Annotated in this window: 17 protein-coding genes and 2 pseudogenes; 11 read left to right on the top strand and 8 right to left on the bottom strand. The window is 61.6% G+C overall.

Annotation, left to right across the window (positions count from 1 at the left end; translation table 11 throughout):
• Window positions 1–25: 25 nt before the first annotated feature.
• The 6 genes from ACW4PC_RS12805 to hemC form a co-directional block, all read right to left on the bottom strand.
• The gene (locus tag ACW4PC_RS12805) at window positions 26–784 is read right to left on the bottom strand and encodes a glutamine amidotransferase (RefSeq protein WP_074069930.1); all 759 of its coding nucleotides are present in this window, start codon (window positions 782–784) and stop codon (window positions 26–28) included.
• Window positions 774–1259, bottom strand: coding sequence for a tellurite resistance TerB family protein (locus ACW4PC_RS12800; protein WP_074069929.1), 486 nt, complete (start codon window positions 1257–1259; stop codon window positions 774–776). Before ACW4PC_RS12800 ends, ACW4PC_RS12805 begins: the two co-directional genes overlap by 11 nt.
• A gap of 17 nt (window positions 1260–1276) precedes the next feature.
• Entirely contained in the window at window positions 1277–2887 is a 1611-nt protein-coding gene (locus tag ACW4PC_RS12795; protein WP_455874051.1) for a heme biosynthesis HemY N-terminal domain-containing protein, read from the bottom strand.
• A gap of 3 nt (window positions 2888–2890) precedes the next feature.
• Window positions 2891–4165 (bottom strand): COG4223 family protein, encoded by a 1275-nt coding sequence (locus ACW4PC_RS12790; RefSeq protein ID WP_455874050.1) that lies wholly within the window; start codon window positions 4163–4165, stop codon window positions 2891–2893.
• 68 nt (window positions 4166–4233) lie between these two features.
• Window positions 4234–4938, bottom strand: a complete 705-nt coding sequence (locus ACW4PC_RS12785) for a uroporphyrinogen-III synthase (protein ID WP_455874049.1) — start codon at window positions 4936–4938, stop codon at window positions 4234–4236.
• Between the two features lie 6 nt (window positions 4939–4944).
• The gene (hemC, locus tag ACW4PC_RS12780) at window positions 4945–5874 is read right to left on the bottom strand and encodes a hydroxymethylbilane synthase (protein ID WP_455874048.1); all 930 of its coding nucleotides are present in this window, start codon (window positions 5872–5874) and stop codon (window positions 4945–4947) included.
• 72 nt (window positions 5875–5946) lie between these two features.
• Between hemC and tsaD the strand changes: the two genes are divergently transcribed.
• The 5 genes from tsaD to ACW4PC_RS12755 are packed head-to-tail and all read left to right on the top strand — an operon-like array spanning window position 5947 to window position 9415.
• The gene (gene tsaD / locus ACW4PC_RS12775) at window positions 5947–7044 is read left to right on the top strand and encodes a tRNA (adenosine(37)-N6)-threonylcarbamoyltransferase complex transferase subunit TsaD (RefSeq protein WP_455874047.1); all 1098 of its coding nucleotides are present in this window, start codon (window positions 5947–5949) and stop codon (window positions 7042–7044) included.
• Window positions 7041–8024 (top strand): NAD(P)H-dependent glycerol-3-phosphate dehydrogenase, encoded by a 984-nt coding sequence (locus ACW4PC_RS12770; protein WP_455874046.1) that lies wholly within the window; start codon window positions 7041–7043, stop codon window positions 8022–8024. The genes tsaD and ACW4PC_RS12770 overlap by 4 nt, the downstream gene beginning before the upstream one ends.
• Before the next feature lie 9 nt (window positions 8025–8033).
• Complete coding sequence (locus ACW4PC_RS12765; protein ID WP_455874045.1) at window positions 8034–8327, top strand: YciI-like protein; 294 nt, start codon at window positions 8034–8036, stop codon at window positions 8325–8327.
• A 3-nt stretch (window positions 8328–8330) separates the two neighbouring features.
• Complete coding sequence (locus ACW4PC_RS12760; RefSeq protein WP_039846363.1) at window positions 8331–8762, top strand: EVE domain-containing protein; 432 nt, start codon at window positions 8331–8333, stop codon at window positions 8760–8762.
• A gap of 5 nt (window positions 8763–8767) precedes the next feature.
• Window positions 8768–9415: a class I SAM-dependent methyltransferase gene (locus tag ACW4PC_RS12755; RefSeq protein WP_455875001.1), complete on the top strand. Its 648-nt coding sequence runs from the start codon at window positions 8768–8770 to the stop codon at window positions 9413–9415.
• Here the strand turns inward: ACW4PC_RS12755 and ACW4PC_RS12750 are convergent.
• Window positions 9405–9881 carry a hypothetical protein gene (locus ACW4PC_RS12750; protein ID WP_455874044.1) on the bottom strand — a complete coding sequence of 159 codons (477 nt, stop codon included), beginning with the start codon at window positions 9879–9881 and terminating at the stop codon, window positions 9405–9407. The two genes, ACW4PC_RS12755 and ACW4PC_RS12750, sit on opposite strands and share 11 nt — an antisense overlap.
• A 311-nt stretch (window positions 9882–10192) precedes the next feature.
• Between ACW4PC_RS12750 and sdhC the strand changes: the two genes are divergently transcribed.
• The 5 genes and pseudogenes from sdhC to ACW4PC_RS12725 all read left to right on the top strand — a co-directional run bounded on the left by sdhC (window position 10193) and on the right by ACW4PC_RS12725 (window position 13864).
• The gene (sdhC, locus tag ACW4PC_RS12745; RefSeq protein WP_455874043.1) at window positions 10193–10588 is read left to right on the top strand and encodes a succinate dehydrogenase, cytochrome b556 subunit; all 396 of its coding nucleotides are present in this window, start codon (window positions 10193–10195) and stop codon (window positions 10586–10588) included.
• A 10-nt stretch (window positions 10589–10598) separates the two neighbouring features.
• Window positions 10599–10979 (top strand): succinate dehydrogenase, hydrophobic membrane anchor protein, encoded by a 381-nt coding sequence (sdhD, locus tag ACW4PC_RS12740; RefSeq protein ID WP_455874042.1) that lies wholly within the window; start codon window positions 10599–10601, stop codon window positions 10977–10979.
• A 7-nt stretch (window positions 10980–10986) separates the two neighbouring features.
• Window positions 10987–12828, top strand: a complete 1842-nt coding sequence (sdhA, locus tag ACW4PC_RS12735; RefSeq protein WP_455874041.1) for a succinate dehydrogenase flavoprotein subunit — start codon at window positions 10987–10989, stop codon at window positions 12826–12828.
• A gap of 2 nt (window positions 12829–12830) precedes the next feature.
• Window positions 12831–13073: a hypothetical protein gene (locus tag ACW4PC_RS12730; RefSeq protein ID WP_455875000.1), complete on the top strand. Its 243-nt coding sequence runs from the start codon at window positions 12831–12833 to the stop codon at window positions 13071–13073.
• A gap of 9 nt (window positions 13074–13082) precedes the next feature.
• Window positions 13083–13864 (top strand): annotated as a pseudogene (locus tag ACW4PC_RS12725) (succinate dehydrogenase iron-sulfur subunit).
• On the opposite strand, the gene ACW4PC_RS12720 reads toward ACW4PC_RS12725, so the two are convergent.
• Window positions 13756–14238, bottom strand: coding sequence for a hypothetical protein (locus ACW4PC_RS12720; protein ID WP_455874040.1), 483 nt, complete (start codon window positions 14236–14238; stop codon window positions 13756–13758). The pseudogene ACW4PC_RS12725 and the gene ACW4PC_RS12720 overlap by 109 nt on opposite strands.
• Here ACW4PC_RS12720 and ACW4PC_RS12715 point away from each other — a divergent pair.
• Window positions 14162–14669: pseudogene (locus ACW4PC_RS12715) on the top strand (protease inhibitor Inh/omp19 family protein). The gene ACW4PC_RS12720 and the pseudogene ACW4PC_RS12715 overlap by 77 nt on opposite strands.
• The last annotated feature ends 46 nt before the right edge of the window (window positions 14670–14715 follow it).

The following is a 14715-nucleotide window of genomic DNA, read 5'->3' as shown; positions in this document are numbered from 1 at the left end:
TGGTCTCAAGTGGATCGCTGCGCGCCTATGCAGACAGCGCAGCTATAGAGCCCGGTACGGCCTTTGCCGTCTTGCCTTCAAAGACGATATCGAGAAATTCGGTCAGCCACGCCTTGAGCGGGGCATCGAAGAGCATGCGGCCCTCCAGATGTTCCCGTCCCTGCTGCGCGTTCGGCAGAATGAAGCGGTGGGCGCCGTGGACGACCCAGCGATGCATCATCACGCGGGTGAGCTCTGCGTGAAATTGCAGCGCCCAGGCGTTGCCGTTGTAGCGAAAGGCCTGGTTGGGATAGGTATCGCCTTCCGCAAGCAAATGGGCGCCGTGTGGCAGATCGAAGCCCTCGCGATGGAAATGGTAGACCATCTTCGGCCAGTGCATCAGCAGCCGGCCCTTTTCGGTCGGGCGGAGCGGATACCAGCCGATTTCGGTCGAGCCGTCGGCATTCGACTGCACCTTGCCGCCAAGATGGCGCACCAGCATCTGCGCTCCAAGGCAGATGCCGAGGAACGGGCGGTTTTCCTTGAGTGGAATGTCCAGCCAGTTGATCTCGCTCTTTATGAATTCGTCTGGATCATTTGCACTCATCGGCCCACCGAAGACGACCGAACCGGCATGGTTCTCCAGCGTAGTGGGCAGCTTATCGCCCAGAACCGGGCGGCGGATGTCGAGGTTATAGCCCTTGTCGGCCAGGAGCTGGCCGACGCGGCCGGGGCTGGAGCGTTCCTGGTGCAGGATGATCAGTATGGGGCGCTTGTCGCGTTTGATGGGGCGGTCAATCGGCATCGTCTTGCACCACCACCGTATCGGTCACGCGTGCGGCTGCCTCCTGACGTTTCTGGATGCGCTCGCGGGAGGAAACACCCAAGAGATCGGCGATCCGCCAAATAACGTGGTCCTCCATCTCGCTGCGTTCGCCGTCGGCATAGACGATGTCCCAGAGAATGCCGATGAGTTCCAGCCGCTGCTCGGTATCGAGATGGCGTTTCAGGTCGGAGGTGAAGCGGTAATAGTCGACGGCGCTGCTCTCGGCTTCCTGGCCAGCCGCAATCACTGCCTCCAGCGGCTTTCCGTCAAGGCCGTATTGCTCCTTGAGCAGTTTGCGGAGCCGCTTCTTTTCGCTGTCCTTGATCTTACCATCCGCTTCCATCACTTGCATGCAGAGAGCGGCAACGGCAATGCGGGGATCGTCAGGGCTAAAACCCTTCTTGGGGTTGTTTGCAGTGAGATTTTGGAAGAATGCCTGAAAACGTTCGAACATGCGGATTTTATTCCATTTCAGAAAAGGCGGAGTCGTGTCTTGGGTTCCGGTTCCGCCTTCATGTTGCGAACGCCAGGATCGTCCGGCATTCCATAAAAGGGTTTCGGCTCTGCCTGTGCGGCAACCGGCTCTGGCTGTTTGGAGGCCGTCGCGGGCAAGCCAGGCTCCGGTGCGGCAGCAGGAGCCGGCCGCGCCGCCTCTGCAATCGTCGCGGCGCGCTCCAGTTCAATGATGCGATGATCGTTGGCCGGGCTTTCTGGCCGTGTCTCGCGAACGGGCGGCAAGGTCTTCAGCGCGGTATCGATCGAGACGGCGGAGCCGTCCTCGATCGGTCCTTCAAGTTGACCGAAGGGCGCCTTCCATTCGAAGGCGTCGAGACGGCCGGTGACGGGTGAGACGGGAAGCCATTTGTCGGAAACGAAGCCGTCGGCCACCCAGGCCGGATCGCGCGGCGCCTTCAGCGCCTGCGCCAGCCAGTGGCGTACACGGCCCTGGTCGCCGGTCTCGGCTTCCTCGATATCAGCAAGCAGCAGGAAGGCCGCTTCCCGCGGCTGCATGCGCGCTGCCGCTTCGGCCTTGGTCCGGGCCTTGGCGAAATCCTGCGCGTCGAGAGCCGCCTGTGCGACCACGAGCAGTGATTCGACGTTGTTGGGGCGCAGGGCTTCCAGCCGTTCGGCTCGCTTCAGGCGATCGACGGTGGAATCGCCGCTTCGGGCAAGCACATAGGTGCGGCCGATCTCGGGGTGTGGCCCTGCCTTCCAGGCCTGCTCGAGGATCGAGGCGGCCTTGCGCAGCTTGTCCTCACGGAAAAGCGCCTTGGCGGCAATGATCGCGGCCGGTTCGAAATCGGCAATGAGCTTCAGCGCATGCATCGCGTCGTCGCGCGCACCGGCCGGATCGCCTTCGAGCTTGTCACCGGCGCGAGCCGTCAGCAGAACACCGCGCAAGCGTTCCGCATCCTGCTTTTCGACGACACGCGCGGCCTTCTGTTGCTCAAGAAGCAGGATAGCGTCGTCCCAGCGGCCGGCCTGGCTGCGGTATTCGAGCGTCGCCTGTGCTGCCCAGGGCAGATAGGGTGCGTTGTCGGCTGCCTTTTCGGCATATTGGCGTGCGGCCTCGTTGGCGCCGAGGCGTTTGGCCTCGAGATAGAGCCCGCGAAGGCCGAGTTCACGCGTTTCCGGATCGTTGGCCATCGCTTCGAATTTGGCACGGGCTTCGTCATGCCGGCCCTCGATCAGGGCCGCCTGTGCTTCGAGCAGGTTGATCAGCGGCTCCTGATCGGCGCGGATGAGGCCGCGGGACCGGGCTGCCATCTTGCGGGCAAGCAGGGCATTGCCGGCGCCGGCGGCGATAAGGCCGGTCGAGAGGGACTGATAGCCGCGATCACGCTTGCGGGCGCGAAAATAGCGGGTCACGGAATGGGGCGACGTCCAGACCGTGCGGACCAGCCACCAGGCGATCATGACAACAGCAATCAGTGCGATAAGGCCGCTTGCCGCGACGATCAGCTTTGCCTGATAAAGCCGGCCTTCCCACACCAGCGAGAGATCGCCGGGGCGATCGGCAAGCCAGGAGAAGCCGTAGCCGAGAACGACGACGAGGATGACGAAGAGGACGAGACGGATCATCGATCAACCCTCCTTGCCGGCGCCAGAAATGGCCTTGGAGAGCGCACCACCCACCAGTTCCTCGACGCGGATGCGGGCTTTCAATGATTGTTTGAAGGCGGCGGAAGCCTGCTTTGCGTTCGAGGGCAAGCCGTTCCATTCGTTGGCAGCGCCCGGCAGGTCGCCGTTCTTCACCTTGTCTTCCATACGCGCCGCAATGGCCTCGACACTTTCGCCCTCGATGTTGCCGACAGGGCGCACTGTGACGAGCGACTTGGCACTCGCCATCAGCCGGTCCGACCAGCTCTGGTTCGGATCCGCTTGGTTGACGGATTGGATGATGGCGGTCGCGACGTCGGGAACCTGGCGGATCAGTTCGGCGCGCGAGGGTACGCCGGTTTCGGCGAAATTACGGAGGTCGGCGACGGCGGGGTCGTCCGGCGAAACGCCGGCGAAAGTATCGAGCTCGGCCATGAAAGGTCCGCCGCGGTCGATCGCTGCCTTGAGGGCCGCAGCGGCGATCGCCTGCGCAACGGCAACATCCTGGCGTGGTTCGTTGAGCTTCTTCTCTGCTTCCTCCAGGCGCTTGATAATGTCGGCGCCGCTCGACGCCCGCTCTTCGGAGGTTTGAGAAAGAGATGTGCGCAACTGTTCCAGCTGAGTGGCCAAATCCGCGACCTTCTGGTTCAGCGCGTCGACCTGCGGGGTGTCGACTGGCCCCGTCGCGGCAGGCGTCTTTGCCGCCGTTTCGAGAGCAGCGACACGCTTGTCGAGCGTATCGTCGCTGGCGTTCGGCGCTGCGGCGAGGTTCGCGATCGATTGCTTGAGGCCGTCGATTTCAGCCGAAAGGCTGGCCGTTTCATCCAGCGCGGTCTGAGGCGCGGAAGACGTAGGAAGGTAGCCGGCATATTGGATCACGCCAGCACCCAGCAGGGCAACGAGGCCGCCGAAAATACCGGCGGCGATCAGACCCGACGTCGTTCCGCCGCGCGGCTTTTGCCGGACCGGCTCGGGGTCCGTTGCCATTTCCGGCTGACGGGGCTCCTCAAAGGTAGCGGCGTGCTCGGCCGTCTCCTCAGCCGATGGTTCTTTTTCCGGATCGACGGATGCCTCTAGGCCGGTTGTCGCATTGTCTGTGTCGGGCGTGCCGGCGTCAGGGGCGTTTGCTTCTAATTTCTTCTCGGTATCGGCTGCTGCCGCAATTTCCTGCGCTTCCAGATCGATCGTGACCGGCTCGTCGGCGTTTTTCGAATGACGTGGCGGATTTCCCGATACCATGCGTACCTCATTTTCCTGCATCGCAACGAAACTAGTCAGTGATGCCAGTTATGGAAAGAGGTTAGATCAAATTTGGGCGCGTAAGGCCTTCAAAGAAGCGACAGAAGGCTTCCCTCATTCGGCAATGCTGCGATGCGAAGATTTCTGCCGAGTGAAGCCGGGACTGCCGCGGCAACGGATGTGCTGAGGCAAAGGATGAGGGCCTGATTGAGCCAGCTGGGTTCCGATTGGATCTCGGCGAGACGGAAAAAACGCTCTGCGGTCTGGCGGGAATAAAGGAGTATGGCCTCCGGCGGCGGGGTCAATGCTTCTTGCAGGGCCACCGGATCAGGTTCTGCCGGATGCATCCGATAACATTCGACGACATCGATCCTCAGTCCCAGAGCGTGCGCGGTGCGCTCGAACGTCTCGGCGCGCGGCGAACCGGCGAGATAGGTGACGGATTCCTGCGTCTGCTCCGCGATCAACTCCGCCAGTCGCGCGCCATCGCCCGCCGAGGCTAAGACCGAAGCAAACCCCACCGCTTTGGCCTCGTTTGCGCTCGCTTCGCCAACGGCGAACACCGGCCGGCGGCGATAAGGCTTGACGTCTGTTCCTGACGAGGAGAGCGCACGGACAGCTTCCGCGCTCGTGATGGCGATAGGGCCGTGGCTCCTTGCCAGCGCATCCATAGCGGTCTTGCCATCATGCATGGGCTGCGAGAGCGGCAGCAATACGGGCTCATGCCCCATGTCGCGCAACCTTTTGGCGGTTCGCTCCCCCGAACGCAGCGGCCGGGTGACGAGCACACGCATCGGGCGTCAGCTCCAGTCGTCGAAGAAGCTGCTGCCAGCACGGGCGCGGATGTCTTGTCCGGCGCGCGTGCCAAGCGCTGCGGCATCGCGCCGATTGCCATCGATGGTGACCGAGTGCTGGTTGCGACCATCCGGCGTGATGATCAGGCCGGAGAACTTGATCCGATCGCCTTCGCAAATCGCATATCCGCCGATTGGCGTGCGGCAGGAGCCGTCGAGCGCCGCAAGGAAAGCGCGCTCACACGAGACGGCGTCGTGGGTCGCCGGGTCGTTGATGGTGGCCAGCAGATCGTCGGTGCGCTGATCGCCAATACGGCTTTCGATGCAGATCGCGCCTTGCGCGGGAGCCGGCGGGAAGGTGTCGGGATCGAGGATGTCGGTAATCACGTCGACCTTGCCAAGACGCTTCAGGCCCGCGAGCGCCAATAGCGTCGCATCGACCTGGCCTTCATCCAGCTTGCGCAGGCGGGTTTCCACAGCGCCCCGGAAGGTTATCACTTTGATATCCGGCCGCATGCGGCGGACCAGAGCCTGGCGGCGCAGCGATGCCGACCCGACCGTTGCGCCATGCGGCAGCTCGATCAGTTTTGGCGCCGTGCGGCCGATTACCGCATCGCGGATGTCTTCGCGCGGCAGATAGGCCGAGAGATGAAGCCCTTCCGGCAACACCGTCGGCATGTCCTTTGCGGAATGGACGGCCAAATCGAGGTCGCCGCTTGCAAGCTTTTCTTCCAGTTCCTGGGTGAAAAGACCCTTGCCGCCGATCTCGGCAAGCGCACGGTCGGTAATGCGGTCACCTTTCGTGGTCAGCACAACGATCTCGAACATTTCCTCCGCCATTCCGTGCGCCGCCATCAGCCGATCGCGTGCTTCGCGAGCCTGAGCAAGGGCCAGCGGGCTGCCCCGCGTTCCGATCCGGAAAGGTTTTGTTTGCATCCGCTTCGATCCGTTGTTACCGGAAGTTCTCGTAACCGGGTTTTGCACCCATCGCAATCAACGACAGGCTTCATGGCTCCCTTTCTACGCATCCTCGGCATCGAAACAAGCTGCGACGAGACTGCCGCGGCTGTGGTCGAGCGCGATGCGGACGGGCGTTCGAAGGTGCTTTCCGACGTCGTCTTGAGCCAATTGGACGAGCATAGCGCCTATGGTGGCGTGGTGCCAGAGATAGCCGCGCGTGCCCATGTCGAGGCACTCGATACGCTGATCGACGAGGCGTTGCAGCGCGCCGACGTGTCGCTCTGCGAAGTCGATGCGATCGCTGTGACCTCCGGACCGGGATTGATCGGCGGGCTGCTCGTCGGACTGATGACCGGCAAGGCGATCGCCAGGGCCGCCGGCAAGCCGCTTTATGCCGTGAACCATCTCGAGGGCCATGCGCTGACGGCGCGGCTGACGGACGGGCTTTCCTTTCCCTATCTGATGCTGCTTGTGTCGGGTGGTCATACGCAGCTCATCCTCGTGCGCGGCATTGGCCAATACGAACGCTGGGGAACGACGATCGACGATGCGCTGGGCGAGGCGTTCGACAAGACGGCGAAGCTGCTCGGGCTGCCTTATCCCGGCGGACCCCAGGTGGAGGAGGCAGCGAAGACGGGTAACCCCGACCGCTTCGATTTCCCGCGGCCGCTCGTCGGTGAAACGCGGCTCGATTTTTCCTTTTCGGGCTTGAAGACGGCGGTCCGGCAGACCGCGACGGATATCGCGCCGCTGACGGAGCAGGATGTCGCCGATGTCTGCGCTTCATTTCAAAGGGCGATTTCGAGGACTCTGAAGGATCGCATCGGCCGTGGATTACAGCGATTCAGGGCGGAGTTTCCGCATCTGGACGAGCAGCCGGCCCTGGTGGTCGCGGGCGGCGTCGCCGCCAACCTCGAAGTACGCGCCACGCTACAGGCGCTCTGTGATAAATACGCCTTCCGCTTCATCGCGCCGCCGCTGAGATTGTGCACCGACAATGCGGTGATGATTGCCTGGGCGGGGCTCGAGCGCATGGCGACAGGTGTTGCGCCGGATGATCTCGATGTGCAGCCGCGCTCGCGCTGGCCGTTGGATTCGAATGCGGAAGCGCTGATCAGTTACGGAAAGCGGGGAGCAAAGGCATGAGCGAACGGATTGCCGTCGTTGGCGCAGGCGCTTTCGGAACGGCGCTTGCCGCAGTCATTGCGCTCACCGGCCGCAGCCAGGTCACGCTCGTCGGCCGCAACCCTGCGCTGATGGCCGACCTGAAAGCCGAACGGCTGCACGATGCGGTTCTTCCCGGCATTGAGCTGCCGCAAGCACTGGAATTCTCGGCAGAATCCGATTCGATCGACGATGCCGATATCGTGCTTTTCGCCATGCCGTCGCAGGCGCAGGCGGATGCGGCCCGGCAGTATGGCCCTTACCTCGCCAAGGACGCGATCGTCGTAACCTGTGCCAAGGGCATCGAGCGGGCGACCGGCAACTTGTTGACAGACATGCTGGAGCGCGAATTGCCGCAGCATCGCGTCGCGGTGCTTTCGGGGCCGGGTTTTGCATCCGACATCGCCAAAGGACTGCCGACCGCTATGGTAATTGCGGCATCGGACGTGGCCGTTGCCGAGCGGCTGGCGCAGGCGATTTCGGGCAGGACCTTCCGGCTCTATCCGTCGTCCGACCGTATCGGCGTGCAGCTTGGTGGTGCGCTGAAGAATGTATTGGCGATCGCCTGTGGTATCGTCGAAGGCTGCGGCATCGGCGATTCTGCGCGCGCGGCGCTGATCGCGCGCGGGCTGGCGGAAATGTCGCGCCTCGTCGTTGCCAAGGGCGGGCAGGCAGATACGGTGCGCGGGCTTTCCGGGCTGGGCGATCTTGTCCTGACGGCAACGAGCCATCAGTCGCGCAACCTGCGCTTCGGCATTGCGCTTGGACGCGGCGAAAAGGCCGATTCTTTGCAAGGCGAATTGGTGGAAGGTGCCTTTGCCGCGGCCGTCGCTTCGCGGCTGGCGGAAGAACTCGGCATCGCGATGCCGATCACGGACGCCGTCTCGGCGATCATCGAAGGTAAACTCAGCATCACCGAAGCCATCGAACAATTGATGACACGTCCGATTACGACCGAATAGGAGACAGACATGCTATTTGCACTTCTCTGCAAGGACAAGCCGGGGCACCTCAACACACGCATGGAAACGCGCGCGGCGCATTTGGAATATCTGAACAAGCTGAATGCCGAAGGCACGCTCAGCATGGCCGGACCGTTCCTCGACGGTGAAGGCAAGCCCTGCGGCAGCTTGGTCATGGTAAAGGCCGATACGGCGCAAGCCGCCAAGGCACTAGCCGATGCCGATCCCTATGCGAAGGCTGGTCTTTTCGAGAGTGTCGAGATCAAGCCCTTCAACTGGGTCTTCAACAATCCGGAGGCATAAGGGATGGCCCATTGGCTCTATAAATCCGAACCTTCCTCCTGGTCTTGGGAGCAGCAGAAGGCCGCAGGCGAGAAAGGTACGGAGTGGACGGGCGTCCGCAATTATCTCGCCCGCAACAACATGCGCGCCATGCAGATCGGCGATAGAGGCTTCTTCTACCACTCGAATGACGGCCTGGAGATCGTCGGCATCGTCGAGGTCTGCGCATTGTCGCATCCGGATTCGACGGCGAAGGGCGACGATCGCTGGGATTGCGTCGATATCCGCGCCGTGCGCGATTTGCCCAAGCCCGTGACGCTGAAGGATGTCAAGGCGAATGAGAAACTTTCGAAGATGGCGCTGGTGACCTCGATGCGCCTTTCGGTCCAGCCGGTGACAGATGACGAGTGGCTCGAAGTCTGCCGCATGGGCGGCCTCGACAATCCGCCACGCTGACCGCATTGAAGACCGACCCGGAAATCTTCATCCGCGCCAATACGAAACTGATTACGCCGCCGCATGTGCCGGAGATCCGGTTGCATCTGGCGAACGAAGCGCATGAGCTTTGGCTTAAGACGGAGGAAGAGCTGGCGGAGATCGGCCTGCCGCCGCCGTTCTGGGCCTTTGCCTGGGCGGGTGGCCAGGGACTTGCGCGTTATGTTCTCGATCATCCGGAAACGGTACGAACTAAGCGCGTTTTCGACTTCGCGACAGGTTCGGGGATCGTCGCGATCGCGGCGAGGATGGCGGGTGCGGTGGCGGTAAAGGCGGCGGATATCGATCCATGGGCTGAAACGGCCGTGCGGCTCAATGCTGCTGCCAATGGGATCTCGGTTGATTTTAGCGGCGCCGATTTCGTCGGCAAGCCTGTCCATGCCGATATCGTCCTGGCGGGCGATGTGTTCTATGACCGCGTCTTTGCGGACGCCCTCGTTCCGTGGTTCGACCGGCTGGCCAGCGAAGGCAAGGAAGTTCTGGTCGGCGATCCGGGGCGGGCCTATTTGCCAAAGGAGCGGCTGGAGTTTTGTGCCATCTACGAAGTGCCGGTAACGCGGGCGCTCGAAGATAGCGAGAACAAGAAGACGACGGTCTGGCGGTTCAAGGCCTGATGACGCAGACGCTGGCCTCGTAGCTGCAAGGATCGGCTTGCACCGCAACGTCGATCACTTTGGGCCCGGGTGCGAGCGACTTGGCCTGCGGCGCACCGTAAAGTGCATAGCCGTCCGCACCGAAATAGGTGCCGCCTTCCGTTTCGTAAGCATAGGAGCCGGCGTAAGTGCCATTGTAATCATAGCGCAGACGCTGTGGCGATCCGGCGATAGCGCTGCGGATGCGGTAGCCGTTCGATGACGGCGAGAAATGCTTGAGGCGAACATAACGGTTATGGCCGTGGCCATGGTGGCGATGATGGCGACGATGACCGCCGAACCAGGGTTTGGCGCTGTTTGCCCACTTGGCGTTGTTTGCCCAATGGGTCACGCCACGATGATGCCCAGCACGCTCGCCCGCCGTGGCAGGAAGCGCAATCAGGGCACACAACACCAGCGCAAAGACTTTCGACAGCCGCTGGAACATCAGACGCAACCTCCGGAAATCCGATCGTTAACAAATCGTTAACGCCAGCTTGCGTCAAAACTACCTATGTGTCCACTTGAGCGATGAAAAATCAGCATAAAATTTGATTCGAAAGGGCCAGTTTCGATTTCCGGCAACTTCCCGGTAACGCGAATCGATTAAATTAAAAACAGACAGCAATTGTGCTTGTCGTCGGGGGCTTCGGTGATTAAACGTCGCCGTTGATGCAATGCACACAGACAAATTTGTCATTCCTGTGGTTGCCTCGAAATGCTCCGAAATCCGGGAGCGCAAGACGCCGCGAGGTTCTGATGGCGAATGTGACAAATAACCGGCCTCTGTCGCCGCATTTGCAAGTTTATAAACTAATTCCTACCATGGTCATGTCGATCGTCCATCGTATCACGGGGGCTGCTCTTTATTTCGGCACGCTGCTGATCGCCTGGTGGCTGATTGCGGCTGCGACCGGTCAGGCTTATTACGACTGGGTGAATTGGGTGCTCGGCAGCATCATCGGCAAGGCCGTCCTGCTTGGTTACACCTGGGCACTGCTTCACCACATGCTCGGCGGTCTGCGCCACCTGCTGTGGGATCTCGGCTATGGTTTCGAGAAAGAATTCTCCACCAAGCTCGCCATCGCCAACATCATCGGATCGCTCTGTCTTACCGTGCTGGTCTGGGTGATCGGCTTTATCATTCGCTTCTGAGGTCGCTCACATGGATATGCGTACCCCTTTGGGTAAAGTTCGCGGCCTTGGCTCGGCCAAGGAAGGCACCGAACACTTCTGGCGTCAGCGCCTGACGGCTGTCGCCAACCTCCCGCTCATCGTCTTCTTCGTCATCTTCATGATCGTTTATGCCGGCGCGCCTTATGCCGATGTCGTGCATGCGCTGTCGAACCCCTTCGTGGCTGTCATCATGGGACTGATGGTGATTTCAGGCATCATTCACATGCGTCTTGGCATGCAGGCCATCATCGAGGACTACGTGCACAGCGAAATCGGCAAGCTCGTCTTGCTGATGCTGAACTCGTTTTTCGCAATCGCGGTCGCAGGGCTCTGTCTCTTTGCCATTCTGAAAATTGCTTTCGTAGGATAACCGTATCATGGCACCGACTTCACCCGCTCAGAATGGGAAAGCCTACAAATATGTCGATCACTCCTATGACGTGATCGTCGTCGGCGCCGGCGGCGCCGGTCTTCGCGCAACGCTCGGCATGGCCGAACAGGGTTTCCGTACGGCCTGCATCACCAAAGTATTCCCGACCCGCTCGCACACGGTCGCGGCCCAGGGTGGCATCGCCGCCTCGCTGCAGAACATGACGCCGGACAGCTGGCAATGGCACCTCTACGACACGGTCAAGGGGTCCGACTGGCTGGGCGACGTCGATGCCATGCAGTATCTCGCCATGGAAGCGCCGAAGGCGGTCTATGAGCTCGAGCACTACGGCGTGCCCTTCTCGCGTAATGAGGAAGGCAAGATCTATCAGCGCCCATTCGGCGGCCATATGCAGAACTACGGCGAAGGCCCGCCGGTGCAGCGCACCTGCGCGGTTGCCGACCGCACCGGCCACGCCATCCTGCACACGCTTTACGGCCAGTCGCTGCGCTACAACGCCGAGTTCTTCGTCGAATATTTCGCGCTCGACCTCATCATGTCGGAAGACGGTAGCCGTTGTACCGGCGTTGTTGCCTGGTGCCTCGATGACGGTTCGATCCATCGCTTCGCCGCGAAAATGGTGGTGCTGGCGACCGGCGGCTACGGCCGTGCCTATTTTTCCGCGACCTCCGCCCATACCTGCACCGGCGACGGCGGCGGCATGGTGGCGCGCGCGGGGCTTCCGCTGCAGGACATGGAGTTTGTGCAGTTCCATCCCACCGGGATCTACGGGTCCGGCTGTCTGATTACCGAAGGCGCGCGCGGGGAGGGCGGCTATCTCGTCAACTCCGAAGGTGAGCGTTTCATGGAACGCTACGCGCCCTCGGCCAAGGATCTTGCCTCGCGCGACGTCGTTTCGCGCTGCATGACGTTGGAAATCCGCGAAGGCCGCGGCGTCGGCAAGAACAAGGATCATATCTTCCTGCATCTAGACCATCTCGACCCGGCTGTTTTGCATGAACGCCTGCCGGGCATTTCCGAGAGCGCGAAGATTTTTGCCGGCGTCGATGTGACGCGCGAGCCGATCCCGGTGCTGCCGACCGTCCATTACAACATGGGCGGCATTCCGACGAACTATTGGGGTGAGGTGCTCAACGCCGACAGCTCCAATCCGGAACGCGTGATCCCCGGGTTGATGGCAGTCGGCGAAGCGGGCTGTGCTTCGGTGCATGGCGCGAACCGCCTCGGGTCGAACTCACTGATCGACCTCGTCGTTTTCGGCCGTGCTGCGGCAATCCGTGCCAGCGAGGTCATTGACCGCGCTGCGCCGACACCGCATCTGAACATAGCTGCCTGTGACAAGATCATGGATCGCTTCGATGGTCTTCGTCACGCCAGTGGCGCAACGCCGACGGCGCATCTGCGCGAGAAGATGCAGCGCGCCATGCAGGAAGACGCCGCCGTCTTCCGCACCCAGGAGTCGCTGGAATCCGGCTGCGGGCGCATTTCCGCGATCTGGCAGGAAATGTCGGACATCAAGGTCACTGACCGTTCGATGATCTGGAATTCCGATCTCGTTGAGACGCTCGAACTGCAAAACCTGATGGCGAATGCGATCACAACGATCTACGGCGCTGAGGCGCGCAAGGAAAGCCGTGGTTCGCATGCCCGCGAGGATTACACCGAAGGCGCATACGCCGGCCGCGACGACGGCAACTGGCGCAAGCACACGCTTGCCTGGGTCAGCAATGCCGGCGAGGTCAAGCTCGACTACCGTCCGGTTCACACCGAGCTCATCTCTGAAGGCATCGATCCCAACAAGATCGCGCCGAAGGCTCGCGTGTATTGACGATGGGAAAGTATCTCGGATTAGCTTCGTTCATTGCCGCGGTGCGGGCCGTCTCGCCCGTCATGGCGGCGGAGCGCTACAAATTGCGTGCTCCCGGCGGCTTGGCTGCCGCGGTCAGCAACGAGGTCGGTGTGTGGAAGACAGCGAATGCCGCGCAGCGTGCTCGCTCTTCGCTCGCAGCCGGCAACGCTGCTTTCGGTGGTTGTAGGGGTTGCGTGAAAACGGAACTCCTGTCGGCAAACTAGGATTTTATCATGGTTGAACTCGCTCTCCCCAAGAACTCGCAGATGACGCGAAGGCAAGGTCTGGCCGAAGCCGGCGGGTGCGAAGAACACCCGCGAATTCCGCGTCTACCGCTGGAGCCCGGATGACGGCCAGAACCCGTCGATCGACACCTTCTATATCGATGTCGACGACTGCGGCCCGATGGTTCTCGACGGCCTGCTCTACATCAAGAACAAGATCGATCCGACGCTGACGCTGCGCCGCTCCTGCCGCGAAGGCATCTGCGGTTCGTGCGCGATGAATATCGACGGCACGAACACGCTTGCCTGCACCAAGGGCATGGATGACATCAAGGGCACGGTTAAGATCTATCCGCTGCCGCATTTGCCGGTGGTGAAGGATCTCGTTCCGGACCTGACGAATTTCTATGCGCAGCACCGCTCGATCGAACCCTGGCTGAAGACCGTATCTCCGGCGCCTGCCAAGGAATGGAAGCAGAGCCACGAGGATCGCCAGAAGCTCGACGGCCTCTACGAGTGCATTCTGTGCGCCTGCTGCTCGACCTCCTGTCCGAGCTACTGGTGGAACGGCGACCGCTATCTCGGCCCGGCCGTCCTGCTGCAGGCCTATCGCTGGCTGATCGACAGCCAGAGACGAGGCGACCGGCGAGCGGCTTGACGACCTCGAAGATCCGTTCCGGCTTTACCGCTGCCACACGATCATGAACTGCGCGCAGACCTGCCCTAAGGGTCTCAACCCGGCCAAGGCCATTGCCGAGATCAAGAAGATGATGGTTGAGCGCCGGTTCTGATAGCCGATGCTCGCCAAATGTCCGGCGCAGACAGAGGCTGCGCCGGATTCTTCCGAATTTTTGCTGGCAGCGGTCTGAATCGGGCGAAGGATTGTGCAGATCATCACCTTGCTGACAAATTCTATCTGCAGGAAGTTCTCCGGCAGGCAAGTTGAATTGCTCCATTTCCGGCATAAGCACTGTCGCGAGCAATTTATGGCTGTGCCGACTTGATTAACCAAAGTGAAATACGCTAATTCGAAAATCAGTCTGATGACCAATTCTGTGCTGCAAGAGCGGACAATCGGGAGCATGATGATGCAGTTGCGATATGCGATGACGGGTGTGGCGGTTGTTCTGTCATTGGCGGGCTGCCAGCGCACGGCATATGACAATGCGAGTTACAGCTCGCCGGCACCGCTAACCGGCGCAGCCTGTTCCTTCCGTCCAGGGCGGACAGCTTCCGCCACCGGCAGGCGCCTCGCAGTTTCCCGCCGCTCCGACGGCCGCGCCTGCGGTTCCGGGCCAGCCGGGTGCCATGGCGTCCAATGCGCTTGACGTCTCCAAGGAATCCATGGTCGGCAGCTGGCGCGTCAACGGCAGGTGCGACATGTTCCTGACGCTGACCAATCTCGGCAGCGGCTCACGCGGCGGCACGCGCGGCTGCGTCGGCGAGCTGACGGCGATGGGCTCCTGGGAAGTCTCCGGCAAGCAGGTTCTTCTCAAGGATCGCAGCGGCAACCAGATCGGCAGCGTCTACAAGACCGCCGACAACAGCTTCAGCGGCCAGACGAGCACCGGCCAACCGATCACCCTCAGCCGGTAAGACAACCGGCGGCCACCCCGCCGACGACGCGTAGGCGGACTCCTCC

The organism is Rhizobium yanglingense (genome assembly GCF_977109285.1).
This window is presented reverse-complemented; position numbering and strand designations above follow the sequence as displayed.

What these genes read in the sequence shown, in the direction of transcription:
- tsaD (WP_455874047.1), top strand. Translation starts at nt 5,947, where the DNA reads ATGGCTCCCTTTCTACGCATCCTCGGCATCGAAACAAGCTGCGACGAG.
- sdhC (WP_455874043.1), top strand. Translation starts at nt 10,193, where the DNA reads ATGGCGAATGTGACAAATAACCGGCCTCTGTCGCCGCATTTGCAAGTT.
- ACW4PC_RS12770 (WP_455874046.1), top strand. Translation starts at nt 7,041, where the DNA reads ATGAGCGAACGGATTGCCGTCGTTGGCGCAGGCGCTTTCGGAACGGCG.
- ACW4PC_RS12805 (WP_074069930.1), bottom strand. Translation starts at nt 784, where the DNA reads ATGCCGATTGACCGCCCCATCAAACGCGACAAGCGCCCCATACTGATC.
- hemC (WP_455874048.1), bottom strand. Translation starts at nt 5,874, where the DNA reads ATGCAAACAAAACCTTTCCGGATCGGAACGCGGGGCAGCCCGCTGGCC.
- sdhA (WP_455874041.1), top strand. Translation starts at nt 10,987, where the DNA reads ATGGCACCGACTTCACCCGCTCAGAATGGGAAAGCCTACAAATATGTC.
- ACW4PC_RS12760 (WP_039846363.1), top strand. Translation starts at nt 8,331, where the DNA reads ATGGCCCATTGGCTCTATAAATCCGAACCTTCCTCCTGGTCTTGGGAG.
- sdhD (WP_455874042.1), top strand. Translation starts at nt 10,599, where the DNA reads ATGGATATGCGTACCCCTTTGGGTAAAGTTCGCGGCCTTGGCTCGGCC.
- ACW4PC_RS12790 (WP_455874050.1), bottom strand. Translation starts at nt 4,165, where the DNA reads ATGCAGGAAAATGAGGTACGCATGGTATCGGGAAATCCGCCACGTCAT.
- ACW4PC_RS12785 (WP_455874049.1), bottom strand. Translation starts at nt 4,938, where the DNA reads ATGCGTGTGCTCGTCACCCGGCCGCTGCGTTCGGGGGAGCGAACCGCC.
- ACW4PC_RS12765 (WP_455874045.1), top strand. Translation starts at nt 8,034, where the DNA reads ATGCTATTTGCACTTCTCTGCAAGGACAAGCCGGGGCACCTCAACACA.
- ACW4PC_RS12795 (WP_455874051.1), bottom strand. Translation starts at nt 2,887, where the DNA reads ATGATCCGTCTCGTCCTCTTCGTCATCCTCGTCGTCGTTCTCGGCTAC.
- ACW4PC_RS12730 (WP_455875000.1), top strand. Translation starts at nt 12,831, where the DNA reads ATGGGAAAGTATCTCGGATTAGCTTCGTTCATTGCCGCGGTGCGGGCC.
- ACW4PC_RS12800 (WP_074069929.1), bottom strand. Translation starts at nt 1,259, where the DNA reads ATGTTCGAACGTTTTCAGGCATTCTTCCAAAATCTCACTGCAAACAAC.
- ACW4PC_RS12750 (WP_455874044.1), bottom strand. Translation starts at nt 9,881, where the DNA reads ATGTTCCAGCGGCTGTCGAAAGTCTTTGCGCTGGTGTTGTGTGCCCTG.